The sequence below is a fragment of the Leucobacter faecis genome, from assembly GCF_054456635.2.
The window spans coordinates 215478-229375 of record NZ_JBTJEP020000004.1; the positions used below are offsets into that span (position 1 = coordinate 215478).

The following is a 13898-nucleotide window of genomic DNA, read 5'->3' on the forward strand; positions in this document are numbered from 1 at the left end:
GAGTGGTCGACACGCAGGCAGTGCTGCGTCTCACCGATGTTGCGCGCGCCGGGTTTCAAGAACTGGGCGTGGCGCGTGACGAGCTGACTGAGTTGGCTGAGCACGTGGAGCTACCGGTTGCTGCTGTGCTCGCGGCGTTCGCGGGCGCGGCTGATCCCGACGCGGCTTTAGGCCCGGTGCGCAGGCTGGCCGAGCAGCATCCGGATCGCGCTCGCGCGCTCGATCCGGAGACCCTTGGCAGGCTGTGCCTGCTCGTGGGCGCGTCCCCCGCGCTCGGTGACTTCTTTGGCCGACATCCCGCGAAGCTTGAAGCTATCTTGCGGGGCGGCGGTCGCGTCGTCCAAGAGGCCGAGGCGCGCGCAGAGTTGCTGGCCGCGGCGTCACCGTCGGGCGAGCTGGGCTGGGTGTCTCTGCGCACCCGGTACCGCGAGCTGCTGGCCGAACTCACTCTGTTTGACTTGGCGGCCAGCCGTCAGGGGCGCGCGGCCGAGGTGTTTGAGGAGGTTGCGCGTAGTCTGTCTGGCCTTGCGGGGGCGGCGATTGAGGCCTCGCTGGCGGTGGCGCGTGCAACGCTGGCGACGGGGGAGTCTGGTCCGCCGGTACCCGCCGCGCGACTCGACGCGGTGCGCCTCGGCGTCGTCGCGATGGGTAAGTGCGGGGCGCGTGAACTGAACGTTGTCTCAGACGTTGATGTGATTTTTGTGGTCGATACCGCCGACGACGATGTTGTGGACGGCGACGCGCTGATCCGGATCGGAACAAGACTCGCGAGCGAGACGATGCGGGGCATTCATGACCCTGCGTTTGAGCCGCCGCTGTGGCAACTGGATGCGAATCTGCGGCCCGAGGGGCGACAGGGGCCGCTCGTGCGCACGCCGGGGTCGATGCGGGCATACTATGACCGCTGGGCGAAGGCGTGGGAGTTTCAGGCGCTGCTCAAGGCGCGGCCGCTCGCGGGCGATGTCGCGCTCGCGGAGGACTTCGTGGCGAGCACGCGGTCGCTCGTGTGGTCGTCGGCGTCGCGCCCCGATTTTGTCGGTTCGGTGCAGCGCATGCGGCAGCGTGTGACCGAGCACATCGATGATGATGAGCTTGAGGTGCAGCTAAAGCTCGGGCCAGGGGGCCTGCGCGATATTGAGTTCAGCGCGCAGCTGCTGCAGCTCGTACACGGACAGTACGACGAGCGATTGCACGTGTCGGGCACGCTCGATGCGCTGCGGGCGCTCGTGTCGGGCGGCTACATCGCGCGGGCCGACGGCGAGGCGCTTGCGCACGATTACCGTACGCTGCGGGTGCTGGAGCATCGGCTGCAGTTGCACGGACTGCGGCGCACCGCGATCATGCCCACCGGGGACGATGAGCTGCGCGTGCTGGCGCGCGCCTCGGGCTTCGCGACGACCGGGGGCGACCTGCGTGCGCTCTGGGAGCGCACCAAGCTTGAGGTGCGTAAACTGCACCTCAAGATCTTTTATGCCCCGCTGCTGAGTGCGGTTGCGGCCCTTCCTGATGAGGAGCTCGTGCTGAGCGGCGATGCTGCGCTCGCGAGGCTCGCCAGCATCGGGTTTCGTGACCCTGCGGGCGCGATGCGGCATCTCGCGGCGCTCACTCGCGGCACGACGCGCAGGGCCCGGATCAGGCGTAACCTCATGCCGGTGCTACTCAATTGGCTGTCTGACGGTACCGACCCAGACTATGGGCTGCTCGCGTTTCGGCGCTTGAGCGAGGCGAACGTTGAGAGCCCGTGGTACCTGCGACTGTTGCGCGACGGCACAGAGGCCGCCGAGCGGCTCATGCGGGTGCTGTCGTGCTCAAAATTCGCGGGCGGGCTGCTGGAGTCGATGCCCGACGCCGTGGCATGGTTGGAGCGCGATGAGCTGTTGCAGCCGCGCACCCTCGGCGTTCTGACCGACGAGATGCGCTCACTCGCGTCTCGACGCGCGACGGCCGCAGAGGCGGCGGTCGCGCTGCGGGCTGTTCACCGACGCGAGGTGTTGCGCCTCGCGCTCGGTAGGCTCACCGGTGTGCTTGACGACGCGAGTGTGTCGCGCGGACTCGACTCGGCTCACACTGCGCTGCTTGATGCGCTGCTGGCCGCAGTGCTGCAAGAAGGAGCGGACCAAGCACCTTCTGGTTTCGCACTGACGCTGATAGGCATGGGACGATTTGGTGGCGGGGAAATGGGGTTCGCCTCAGACATCGATCTGGTGGCGGTGTTTCGCGCAGACCCCAGTGCTGCGGGTGACACCGCGTTACGGCACGCCACAGGTTTGGTGGGGCAGCTGCGCAAGCTCGTGTCAGACCCGCGGTTTCCCGTCGACCTCGATTTTGATCTGCGCCCCGAGGGGAAAAATGGTCCGCTCGCCCGCAGCCTCGAGGCCTACCGTTCGTACTACGAACGCTGGTCGGTGACGTGGGAGGCGCAGGCTCTGCTGCGTGCGCGCCCCGTTGCCGGCGACGTGTCCCTCGGTGAAGCGTTTGTCGCTCTCGCTGATGTGATCCGGTATCCGCCCGCGTTTCCTGAGGATCGGGTGCGCGAGGTGCGGCGCATCAAGGCGCGCGTTGAGGCAGAACGCCTGCCGCGCGGGCAGGATCCGCGTAGGCAGCTGAAGCTCGGGCCAGGGGGAGTCTCTGACGTCGAGTGGCTGGTACAGCTCTTACAGCTCGAGCACGGTGATCGTTATGTGCAGTTGCGCACCGTGTCAACGCTGGCCGCGCTCTCGGCGGCCGTCGAGAGCGGCCTTGTCGCTGCGGCCGACGCCGAACAGCTCGAGGAGTCGTGGGAGTTTGCGAGTTCGGTGCGCTCTGCGTTCAAACTGTGGAACGGACGCGGCGGGGACTTCTTGCCCACGGACTGGAGCGACCTTGCCGGGATTGCGGGGGTGCTGGGGTGGGAGTCTGGGCGCACCACAGAGCTTGAAGAACGCTGGTATGCGGTGTCGCGACGTGCACGCAACGTGACGGAGCGCGTGTTCTTTGGGTATGACGATGACGAGCGTTTTTTGCCCCGTTAGTGACACATGCATCGGTTTACCCGTTGTTCAACAGAATGTTACGGCGAGTTTGGTAACAACACTGGAGATATTCGTTACGCAAGCGTAACCTTATCGTTATGACCTGACTCGTGCCACTTTAGTGCGGTTTCGTCGCCATCTTCTCAAGCACGATTTCCGCGTCCCCAACTGCGGGAGTCACCGCCACGATCTCCTGGCCACCCACCATGACTGTGACATCCCGCAACGGCCGTAACGCCGTCACAATCCGACGCACGCTCAACCCCACCCGCTCCTGCAAATGACGAGCCACCGCAAGCGCACAAAACACAATCGTTAAATGCGCCTCGATCGAGTCCCGAGTGTGGTGAAACATCGGCCTTGCCCGCAGATCAGTCTTCGACATCCGAAACGACCTCTCCACCTGGTACAGGTCGTGATACGCCGCGATCACACCTGCCCCATCCAGCACGTCAACAGAAAGATTCGTGACGTACCCCTTCAACCCTGCCAGCTCTCGCGCTTTCGCAACGCCGGCATCATCAAGCCGTGTCTCGCCCTGACCGGTTTGCTTCACAAACCTTGCTTTCTTGGGTGTACTGGTCCCCTCAACAATCTTTTGGGCCCGTTCACGCTGTAAATCCAGGGTCTTGTTATCCCTCGCCCACCGCTTCTTCGAGAACTGGTACACGACCCGCCTGCGATGCGTGTTCCCTCGCCCCATCACCGTCGTCGTTTCGATAATTTCACCGGGTTCAAACACTGCCCCGTTCGTCTGAAAATGCCCAGCCAGATCTTTGGGGGCTTTCGCGGTCCTGGATCCCACGATGAACCCAAAACCAGCGTCTTCTAACGCGGTGAGGTTTTGGTCCGAGAGCATGCCCGCGTCGGCAGCCACGATCATGTCAGTGACCTGGTGGCGCTTCTTGAACGATTCGAGCACGGGAATGAGCGTGTAGGTTTCAGGTTTAGAGCCCTCGAAGCAGTGGATCTCGAGCGGGAATCCTTCGCTATCGACGAGGAGGCCGATCACGACTTGCGGGTCTACGCGTCGCTCTTTTGAATACCCCACCTTCCGGAGTTCGTCTTCGTGCTCAGCCTCGAAATATAAGGTCGTCACGTCGTAGAGGATGAGCCCGATGCCCCCATTTTGTTGCCTGAAGGTGTACGCCGCTTTCTGGACGGTATCACGCCAGTCCTGTTCTACGCAGCGCGCCAACACACGCCAAATAGTGCGCAGCGAGGGTGCTTCTAACCCCAACTCGGTAAGCACACGGATCGTGTCGACTTTTGATACTGGCTCGATGACGCGGCCCAGCACCAGTTGACGGAACGCATCATTCGTGATCTCGCCGAACCCGATCTCGTACCAGGCTTGTTCGAGTACTTCCCACAGGGCCCATGCTCGCGAGGCGGCCACCACTGCGGGGGCCGTGGGGCGGGCTGGATCGAGAGAAGCGAGATCGAATGCTTGCTGCTCGCCCGCAACGATTTCGGCGGCGCGGGCATGCAGCACAGCGAGCTGGGCGGGGGTGTGGGCGGAGCCGACGTGCTCGGTGATGCGACGTTTGCCGTCTCGGTACTCGACGACCTGTACCGCGGTCGCACCGGAAACGGTTTTCACCGTTCGTACCCGTAACCCCATGCCGCGAGTCTACGACTGCCCTGTATTAGTGCGGTCGACCGTTCTAGAAAACCGCATCAAATCAACGATTCCGTGTCAGAAAACACGGGAACTTGAAAAAGTGGCACGAGTCAGGGGGTGCTGGGGTGGGAGTCTGGGCGCACCACAGAGCTTGAAGAACGCTGGTATGCGGTGTCGCGACGTGCACGCAACGTGACGGAGCGCGTGTTCTTTGGGTATGACGATGACGAGCGTTTTTTGCCCCGTTAGTGACACATGCATCGGTTTACCCGTTGTTCAACAGAATGTTACGGCGAGTTTGGTAACAACACTGGAGATATTCGTTACGCAAGCGTAACCTTATCGTTATGAAGTACCTGCAAAGCTTCCTCGAAGCCCTGCTCGCTGAAGACGGGGCTGAGTTCGAAGATGAACTAGAATCCTGACCAATCACCTACCGCGCAACGAAGCTGTTGCGCCCGAGAAACGAAACGGCCTGCGCCCCATCTGGTTTCAGATGGGGCGCAGGCCGTTTTCTGAGGCTTGGGCATGATCGCGCCGACGGCGCTAATGCTGACGGCGACGAAGGACGATGAACCCGATCCCTGCGGCGATGAGCAGCATTCCTCCGCCCCCGAGTATCACCGCGGCCGCCTGGGGGCCGCCTGTCACCGGCAGGTCATTCCGTGGCGGGTCGTTTCGCGGTGGGTCATTCCTCGGTGGAGCCGGGGTCGAGTGGCCCGTCGCGCAGGGCTTCTCTGCGCTCTCACCGCACGAGTCGGGCAGAAGCGGTGTGTCGCCGTACGTCACCGTACCGAACACGGCGTTATCGACCGTGATTCCCCAGGCGTCTTGGTTCAGCCTGTAGGTGTACGTGAGCGTCGCCTCTGCGCCCGCTGGGAGCGTCGGTGCAGTCCACGCGAGTTTATCGCCTGAGATTGCGTTCGGTCGGGCAACCGATTGTGCGCCCGAGACTCTTTCTTGGGGAATGCCGTCGAGCTGCGCATACGGTGTGACCTTCGCCAGTGTGTCAACCAACGAAATGCCCGTGAGCGGCACGTTGCCGGTGTTACGCACTGTCAGCGTGTACGTGATGGGGTTTCCTGCCGCCACCTCCGCCCCCGACTTTGGGTCGGAGTCTTTCGCCATGCTCCAGCCAGGCTTCGGGCCGTCGAGCTTCGTTTCGACCTCGTCGCACTGATCCGTGTCTGCCTCGATGCCCGCATTGACTTGGCAGTCGCCGGTCTCGGGGCGTGGCAAGCCCGTTGCCGTGACGATCGCGCGGTTTATGTGTGTGGCTGTTTCGAAGGCGCCGGCCGTGGGAATCACCGCGCTCAGGGTGAGGGTAGCGATGTCACCGCTGTTTAGCGTGCCTATCTCCCATGTACCGGCCTCGGCGTCGAACGTGCCGTGCGAAGGGGATTCGAGCTGTTGCGGTGAGGCGCTGCCCGTCGGGTACACATCCTTCACTTCGACCTGCTGCGCGGGGGCTTCGCCTGCGCTGAGCACCGTCACCTTCCACGTCACCCTGGCGGTCTTGCGGTCCGCTGCGTAGACCGGTTCGCCCAGCTGCTCCTTGTCGATCTTCAGAGCGGGTATCGCGCCCTCGATCTCCGTCTGCACCTCGTCACACTGATCTGTGTCGGTATCAAGACTCTGATTCACTTGGCAGTCACCCGTCTCTGAGCGCGGCAGATCGGTGGCGCTCACGATGGCCCGGTTGGTGTGTGTCACCCCCTCCGGTGTCGTGCCTGCTGGCACCACCGCGCTAAACGTGAGGCTTACCGTCGCCCCGGGGGCAAGGGTTCCGATGTCCCACACGCCACTGCCCGCGTCAAAGCCACCCTGCGTTGGCGGTTCGATTGTCGTGTGCTCGATGGCGCCTGCCGGGTATAGGTCTTTCATGACGGTGTTGAGCGCCTCCGCCGCCCCCGAGTTGTGCACCTCTACGCGCCACCTCACATCGGCGGAGCTGCGATCTGACGAGTAATCAGGCTCACCCACTTGGGTCTTGTCGACGTGTAGCCGTGGCCCGATGATGTCATCTGGCGACAGTTCGAGGGTGGTAGCGAACGTCTCGCTCGCCCAGTCATTGATGACGCGGGAGTTGCCCCAACTGCCCGTGTTGTCGTTCTTGTTGGCGACACCGGTGCCATCCCACTTGTGGTCCGTGCCGTTGCCCGCCGTGACCGTCTTGGTGAAACCGACCGATTGACGGCCAGCGATCTGTGAGAGCTGGCTGTCATCCCAGCTCACGGGTGTGACCTGATTGGTTTGCAGGTCTGTGATGATCACGCCGCCATTGGAGTGTTCAGCGTCGGCTCGAGTGAAATGAATGTAGCTCGCCCCGTCACCGGTCACCGTGACCTTGAGGTCTTTCGAGAACGGTACGACGGCACCGGTCGAATCCTTGCGGTCCCACTGCAGCACCTGTTTGTTGGTGCCAGGTGTGACCGTCACGCGCGTGGTGACGGCCGTGCCATCGTACCCATCGGCTTGACTGCCCTTCGCCCCGATCTTCACCACCAGGTCCATATCTTGTCCCGTGATGGTGCCGGTGAGCACGCCAGTACTGCGATTCAGGCTCATGTTTGAAAAGCTCGGGGCCACATAGGCGGGCTTCACCCAACCGTAGCCCGCAGCGTCGGCAGGTAGTGACGGGTGCGGCGGTTTGGTAAACATTTTGAACGGACGCAGATTGGGGCACTGGTTCTCGCCGACGCCGGTGCTCGCCGGCCCGCGATAAGCCGTGCCCTGCTTGCCGTTGAGCATCGTTTCGGGGGAGTTACGCATCGCCACAGACAAGGGGGCGCGCACGCACAGACCGTCGTCGGCCTTGTCGCTGTGCACCACGCCGAGGTTGTTCATGACAAATGTCGAGTGAATGCCGTTGTAATGCGGGGCAGACACCTTGTACTGCTTGCCGCCTTGATTGATCGCCCAGACATCGATGGGAGTGGCCCCCGGGCCCTCTGTGTTCTTCCAGTTCTGACCAATATTCAATTGCGAGGTCCACACACTCCCCGCCTTACCGGGCACGTAGATGTTCCACTTCAAGCGTGGGTCCAGCTCAGCGTGTTCGCGGTTATCGCTCGAGGTTCCGCCAATTATTCGGATCTTCCAGACACCTGCGTGCGCAGCGTCGATGCCCGTAAACGTTTGGCCCAACTGCTTGCCCGCCTCTTTCACGGCGGTAGCGGTGTGCGCCGTCGTCCCGTCTGGTCGAACGATCTCAACTTTTAAGGGTGTCAGATCGAAGCCTTTGATCTGTGGCCCTCCGTTGGCCGCGCTCACGCCCGGAGCCTGATAGCCATCGTCGGGCGTGACCAGATCCACCACCAGGTTGTCACCTGCCGCCACATAGGCCGCCCAGGTGCCCGTCTGCAGCGCTGTCCCGGCGATACTTGAACCAGAGTAATCCGTCTTAGGGGTGCCTGAATTTACCAGACCATACCCGATGATCCCGCCTGGGGAAAATACGTCTCGAGCGGCGTCAGTATCTTCGTCTTCGTCGGCATCGTTTTCACCGTCAGCTTTCGAGGTGCTTGCCGCTTCGTCGACTAGTTTCATGGACTCCTCGCGTGTCCCTTCATCGGTCGGGTTCGCATGTTCTTCGCCGCCGGATCCTGTGCTGGGATCGGTACCCGAGTCTGGCGTTTGAAGCTCGGAGTCATCTTGCGCCAGTTCCTCTTCGGCATCAGATGACGCACCTGCATCTGCAGCGACCAGCGGGGGCGGCGCGAACGCCATGGCGCCAGCTGGAACGCCACTCATGCACACCGCGGTTACCAGTGCGGTAAGCGCGCAAACTTTCAGTCTCACGGTTCCTCCTCATTGAGTGTTTGCCGCACGCTGCACGCCAAAAACTGCTGCGTACGCGCGATTCCCCTCAAGCATGAGCGGCCCCCGCTCTTCTCGGGGCGGTAAAACTACGAATGTGGATAGGTCATGAAAAATCGTGAAATCAGGTGCCTGTGGACGAGTCGATGTCTTTGCCGCTGTGACCCCACAAATGCAAAAACCCGCTGCGCTGGGTCGACCTTGGTGTGAACAAGGCGACCCCGCGCAGCGGGTGATCGGGCCGAGAGACTAGCGGCTGTTAGATGCCGTAGTACATTTCAAACTCGTAGGGGTGCGGGCGCAGCGCCATCGGCATGATCTCGGTTTCACGCTTGAGCGTGACCCATGTCTCGATCAGTTCTTCGGTGAACACGTCGCCCTCGAGCAAGAACTGGTGGTCGGCCTCAAGTGCGCGCAGGGCCTCTTCGAGCGATGCCGGCACCTGCGGAATGTTCTTGGCTTCCTCGGGGGGCAGCTCGTAGAGATCCTTGTCGATGGGATCCATCGGCTCAATGCGATTGCGAATTCCGTCGAGGCCCGCCATAAGCTGAGCCGCGAACGCCAGGTACGGGTTGCTCGATGCGTCGGGCGCGCGGAACTCAATGCGCTTCGCCTTCGGGTTCGATCCGGTGAGCGGAATGCGCACAGCAGCCGAGCGGTTGCCCGCTGAGTATGCCAGGTTGATCGGAGCTTCGTAGCCCTTCACGAGGCGACGGTAGCTGTTGATCGTGGGGTTCGTGAACGCGAGCAGCGCGGGGGCGTGGTGCAGAATGCCGCCGATGTACCAGCGTGCGAGATCCGAGAGACCGGCGTAGCCGTTCTCGTCATAGAACAGCGGCTCGCCGTCTTGCCACAGCGACATGTGAGTGTGCATGCCCGAGCCGTTGTCACCGAAGACGGGCTTGGGCATAAAGGTGGCAGTCTTGCCCCACAGGTCGGCCGTGTTCTTCACGATGTACTTGAACTTGAGCACGTCGTCGGCCGCGCACACCATGGTGTCGAAGCGGTAGTTAATCTCAGCCTGGCCGGGGGCGCCCACCTCGTGGTGTGCACGCTCGAGGTGCAGGCCAGCTTCGATGAGGCGCAGCGAGATATCGTCACGCAGGTCAGCCTGCTTATCGGTGGGGGAGACGGGAAAGTAGCCGCCCTTTTCGCGGGTCGTGTAACCGGGGTTGCCACCCTCCATCTTGCGGCCCGAGTTCCAGTGCGCCTCTTCTGAGTCGATCTCGTAGAAGGTGCGGCGGGGGGTCGTTTCGTAACGCACGGAGTCGAGAATGTAGAACTCGGCCTCGGGTGCAAAGAAAGCGGTGTCTGCGATGCCGGTCGATGCCAGGAATTGCTCGGCCTTTTTCGCGACCTGACGGGGGTCCTTCGAGTAGATCTCGCCCGTGCGAGGGTTGAAAATATCGCATACGACGATGAGGGTGCGCTCGGCACGGAACTGATCGATGTACATCGTCGTGGGGTCGGGGATCAGCTGCATGTCGGAGTCTGCCAGACCCGAGAACCCTGCGATCGATGAGCCGTCGAACATCTGGCCGATTTCAAAGAAATCGTGGTCTGCGGCCGAGGCGGGGATGTTGAAGTGGTGCTGCACACCCGGCAGGTCGGTGAAACGAATGTCGACGAACTTGACGTCCGTTTCCTTGATGAAGTCAATGACTTCCTGGGCACTCTTGAACATGCTGCTCCTCGTAGCTGGTGCATCGAACGGAATCGCTCGCTGCCTACCACCTTACGCGAACCGCGTTTCGTGGCCGTGAGTGGCATGTTTCATGAGTGTTACAAAAGAGTCCGGCGCAGGTTGGGTAACCTGCGCCGGACGGGGCAAAAGTGTTGCGCTAGTTTCGGTCGCCTGCGTTCGCTGAGGGGCGGGCGGTCGAACGAAGCAAAATTGTGCCAGCGATCTTGTCGTGAAAGCCTCGCTGATCAGAGTCCCACACGAGTACAGGAATCGCGAGGCACAGCAACACGGTGCGCACGACGGGCCGCCATGGGCCAATCCATCCGCCGGCGATCGGAAGTACTCGCAGGCCCATGATGCGGTGGCCAATCGAGCCACCGATCGTGGGAATGAGCACGATCTGCATCACTGCAAAGATGAGCGGCTGCCACCACCACTGGGCATAGTAACCGCCCAAGAAAAGATATACGGGCACCGCCGCGATGGCCCAGTCGATGATGATTGCCACGACGCGACGGCCCAGTCGTGCGACCGAGCGCTCGCCCGATTCGGGGAGGCCCAGGCGTTCACCCGGCCATTCACTCGGCTCGAGGTCACCAAACTTCTGCGGCTGCGGCTTACCCGCGTTCGCCCAGTGGGCGTCGCTGCGCTTCTTCTGTGCCATGGATTAAGTCCCGCTTAGCGCGGGCGCTGGGAACGGATCTTGTTCGGATCCATCCCCTTGGGAATGCCGACGGGGGTCGCCTGCAGTGACGAGAGGCGGTTGTAGACCGCCGCGATCTCGTTGCGGTTGAGCGCGGGCTTGAGCTTCATGAGGCTCTTCGAGAGCTTGGCGAGCGGCACACCGTCACCATCGGGGCCCACGTAGAGATGCACGACGGTGACGCCCTGCAGGGCCCGCTTCACCTTGCGTTCTTCGTCGGCCGCCATGCGCTGGGTGCGCTGACGCGATCCCTCTGAGATCAGCACGACGCCGCCGCGGCCAATGACGCGGTAGACAGCGTCTTGGTTACGGTTGATTGCCACGGGCACCTCTAAACCGCGCCACGAACGGCGCAGCGAGCTCTGCACAACCGCTCCGACAGCGCCAGGGCGCCCTTCGATCTGGTTGTAGGCGACCTTCTCTGCGCGGCGGCCCAGCACGATCATCACGAGCAAAATGCCCACGAGCACGCCCGTGAGCGGCCACAGCACCCAGCTGAACCAGCTGCCACCGGGGAGCAGCAGGGCGAGCAACACGGCCACCGCAACAGGGCCAAGGAAGCACGCGAGCAGCGCCAGCGGCAGGTTTCGATCGTGAACCTTTGTGGTCCGGTAGATCTCGATCATCTGCTTGATGCGACCGGTACGCTTCGCCTTCTTTTCTGCCATACCCTCTAGAATATCCTCTCTTGCGGGCCCGGGTGTACACGGAGCACCCAGCGGGCCGCTGTTCGCTCACAGCGCCCAGTTTTCGCTCCGGATCGGCAAGTTATCCACATTCACCGGGTACCTCTTGCAGCGCCACGCGCACCCGACAAGAGTGGGAACATGTTCCAAGTACGCTTACGCAGAAGTAGCTGGTCGCCACCGCCCGAGACCCCTGGCGCGGGGGCGGCACTTGCCGAGCGTCTCGAACGATTCTGCGCCACCGCAATCTCGTACCGCGCAAGCGGAGCGTGCGCCGAACCGGGGCTGACACAGGCCAGGCACAGGTCGCTTGGACACGACACCGGGTGCCGCGCGCTCGGGGTGCCGCGCCGTTCGATCCGGATCACGCTGCAGCTGTGGGACACCGTGGGCGTTGCTGCGCTCCTGATGGAGGCCATTGACGAAGCGATCGAAGCGTTACAAGACGGGGGAGCTGTGTGGAGTGAGGAGCTCGCGCGGGAGTGTGTCGCATACGCGATCCGGCGCAGGATCACGCCAGAGCCAAAACCAGCGGGCTCGCCAGAGCCCGATTCAGAGCTCTCAGGGCGGTGAAACAGTGGTCCCGAAAGCGCTTGGGCCGCTACCCCTCGTAAGTGGTAGCGGCCCAAGCGGCGACAGCGCGTGCTGTCTATGGCGTGATTACATGCCGAGGTCGCCCTCGAAGTCGCCCGCCTCGAGACGCGTACGCATCTGTGAGAGGAACCGTGCTGCGTCGGCGCCGTCTACGATGCGGTGATCGTAGGAGAGCGCGAGGTACACGGTCGAGTGGATCGCGATGCTGTCGCCGTCGGGGCCCGAAACAACAACGGGCTTCTTGACGACCGCACCGGTGCCGAGAATGGCGACCTGGGGCAGGAACACGAGGGGCGTGTCAAACAGCGCGCCGCGCGATCCGGTGTTCGTGAGGGTGAACGTGCCGCCACCGAGCTCATCGGGAGTGAGCTTGTTGTCGCGCGTGCGCGCAGCAAGATCGGCGATGTCGCCCGAGATCTGAGCGAGGTTCTTCTCGCCCGCATCACGCAGCACCGGCGTGAGTAGGCCACGCTCGGTGTCAACCGCGATGCTGATGTTCTCGTGGTCGGGGTACACGATCGAGTCGCCGTCTACCGTCGCGTTGATGATCGGGTAGGTGCGCAGCGCTTCGGCCGCAGCGAGGGCGAAGAACGGCAGGAAGGAGAGCTTCGAGCCGGTCTTGGCGAGGAACTCGTCTTTCTTTGCCTGGCGCAGCTTAGCGATACGCGTGACATCGACCTCGACGACAGTCGTGAGCTGAGCGGTGCTCTGCAGTGACTGTACGGCGCGCTCCGAGATTACCTTGCGTAGGCGGCTCATCTTGGCCGTGGTGCCGCGCAGCGGCGAGACCTCAACGACGGCCTTCGCCTGGGCCGCTGCTGCCGGGGCGGCCTGAGCGGTGGGTGCTGCTGCCGCGAGCACGTCTTCCTTGCGGATACGGCCGCCGACGCCGGTGCCGGTGAGCGATGCGAGATCTACTCCGCGCTCGTTAGCGAGCTTGCGCACGATCGGCGTCACGTAGGTGGCGTTGCTTGCGTCAGCAGCGGGCGCCGGTATTGCGGCAGGTGTTGCTGCGGCAGGCGCCGCGGCGGGAGCGGGAGTTGCGGCCGGTGCAGGTGCTGCCGGAGGAGCAGCCGCGGGAGCCGGTGCTGCTGCCGCCGGTGCGGCGGCGGGAGCTGCGGATGCTGCGGGTGCGCTCGAGCCGATGCGCGCGAGCACGCCGCCCACCTCGACGGTGTCGTCCTCTTGCACCATGATTGCCTGCACGATGCCTGCAACGGGCGAGGGTACCTCGGTGTCGACCTTGTCTGTCGAAACCTCAAGCAGCGGCTCGTCGACCTCGATCGAGTCGCCCACTTCCTTGAGCCAGCGCGTAACAGTACCCTCTGTGATGCTCTCGCCGAGCGACGGGAGTACTACGTCCTGGCCGTCGCCTGCGGGCGCTGCGGCAGGAGCGGCGGGCTCTGCCGCGGGCTCCGCGGGAGCCGCCGGCGCAGCAGCAGGTGCGGCTGCAGGTGCGGCAGCTTCCACGGGCGCTGCGGGAGCTGCGGCGGGTGCCGCAGCGCTTCCGTCGCCAATGCGTGCGAGCTCAGCGCCGACCTCTGCGGTTTCATCTTCGTCTACGAGAATCGCCTCGAGCACGCCCGCAAAGGGCGACGGGATCTCGGTGTCGACCTTGTCGGTCGAAACCTCGAGCAAGGGCTCGTCGATCTCGACGGTGTCGCCGACGTTCTTGAGCCAGCGGGTGACCGTACCCTCAGTGACGCTCTCACCCAGGGCGGGGAGCACAACTGATTCACTCATCGTGAATTTCTCCTTCGTTTGTAAAATTCTGGGC

At 63.1% G+C, this 13898-nt stretch carries 8 protein-coding genes; 2 read left to right on the top strand and 6 right to left on the bottom strand.

The window, feature by feature from the left end:
* The first annotated feature begins 2 nt into the window (after positions 1 to 2).
* Positions 3 to 3011, top strand: a complete 3009-nt coding sequence (locus tag ACXR2T_RS05340; RefSeq protein ID WP_458837848.1) for a bifunctional [glutamine synthetase] adenylyltransferase/[glutamine synthetase]-adenylyl-L-tyrosine phosphorylase — start codon at positions 3 to 5, stop codon at positions 3009 to 3011.
* A 118-nt stretch (positions 3012 to 3129) separates the two neighbouring features.
* Here ACXR2T_RS05340 and ACXR2T_RS05345 read toward each other — a convergent pair whose 3' ends face one another.
* The 5 genes from ACXR2T_RS05345 to ACXR2T_RS05365 all read right to left on the bottom strand — a co-directional run bounded on the left by ACXR2T_RS05345 (position 3130) and on the right by ACXR2T_RS05365 (position 11509).
* Positions 3130 to 4635 carry an IS1634 family transposase gene (locus ACXR2T_RS05345; protein WP_458837849.1) on the bottom strand — a complete coding sequence of 502 codons (1506 nt, stop codon included), beginning with the start codon at positions 4633 to 4635 and terminating at the stop codon, positions 3130 to 3132.
* A 546-nt stretch (positions 4636 to 5181) separates the two neighbouring features.
* Positions 5182 to 8436 (bottom strand): DUF7927 domain-containing protein, encoded by a 3255-nt coding sequence (locus ACXR2T_RS05350; protein WP_458840311.1) that lies wholly within the window; start codon positions 8434 to 8436, stop codon positions 5182 to 5184.
* A 277-nt stretch (positions 8437 to 8713) separates the two neighbouring features.
* Positions 8714 to 10138: a type I glutamate--ammonia ligase gene (gene glnA, locus ACXR2T_RS05355; RefSeq protein ID WP_458812753.1), complete on the bottom strand. Its 1425-nt coding sequence runs from the start codon at positions 10136 to 10138 to the stop codon at positions 8714 to 8716.
* Positions 10139 to 10295: 157 nt separating this feature from the next.
* Positions 10296 to 10802, bottom strand: coding sequence for an RDD family protein (locus tag ACXR2T_RS05360; protein ID WP_458840313.1), 507 nt, complete (start codon positions 10800 to 10802; stop codon positions 10296 to 10298).
* A gap of 14 nt (positions 10803 to 10816) precedes the next feature.
* A complete protein-coding gene (locus ACXR2T_RS05365; protein ID WP_458840315.1) occupies positions 10817 to 11509 on the bottom strand; it encodes a DUF4191 domain-containing protein in 693 nt (230 codons plus the stop codon).
* Between the two features lie 159 nt (positions 11510 to 11668).
* Here ACXR2T_RS05365 and ACXR2T_RS05370 point away from each other — a divergent pair, with 159 nt between their 5' ends.
* Positions 11669 to 12100, top strand: a complete 432-nt coding sequence (locus tag ACXR2T_RS05370; protein ID WP_458840317.1) for a hypothetical protein — start codon at positions 11669 to 11671, stop codon at positions 12098 to 12100.
* Positions 12101 to 12187: 87 nt separating this feature from the next.
* On the opposite strand, the gene sucB is transcribed toward ACXR2T_RS05370, so the two are convergent.
* A complete protein-coding gene (gene sucB, locus ACXR2T_RS05375; RefSeq protein ID WP_458840319.1) occupies positions 12188 to 13864 on the bottom strand; it encodes a 2-oxoglutarate dehydrogenase, E2 component, dihydrolipoamide succinyltransferase in 1677 nt (558 codons plus the stop codon).
* Positions 13865 to 13898: the final 34 nt, after the last annotated feature.

Excerpts from the sequence above, each read along its gene's own strand:
- ACXR2T_RS05345 (WP_458837849.1), bottom strand. The coding sequence starts at position 4,635 with ATGGGGTTACGGGTACGAACGGTGAAAACCGTTTCCGGTGCGACCGCG.
- glnA (WP_458812753.1), bottom strand. The coding sequence starts at position 10,138 with ATGTTCAAGAGTGCCCAGGAAGTCATTGACTTCATCAAGGAAACGGAC.
- ACXR2T_RS05360 (WP_458840313.1), bottom strand. The coding sequence starts at position 10,802 with ATGGCACAGAAGAAGCGCAGCGACGCCCACTGGGCGAACGCGGGTAAG.
- ACXR2T_RS05365 (WP_458840315.1), bottom strand. The coding sequence starts at position 11,509 with ATGGCAGAAAAGAAGGCGAAGCGTACCGGTCGCATCAAGCAGATGATC.
- ACXR2T_RS05370 (WP_458840317.1), top strand. The coding sequence starts at position 11,669 with ATGTTCCAAGTACGCTTACGCAGAAGTAGCTGGTCGCCACCGCCCGAG.
- sucB (WP_458840319.1), bottom strand. The coding sequence starts at position 13,864 with ATGAGTGAATCAGTTGTGCTCCCCGCCCTGGGTGAGAGCGTCACTGAG.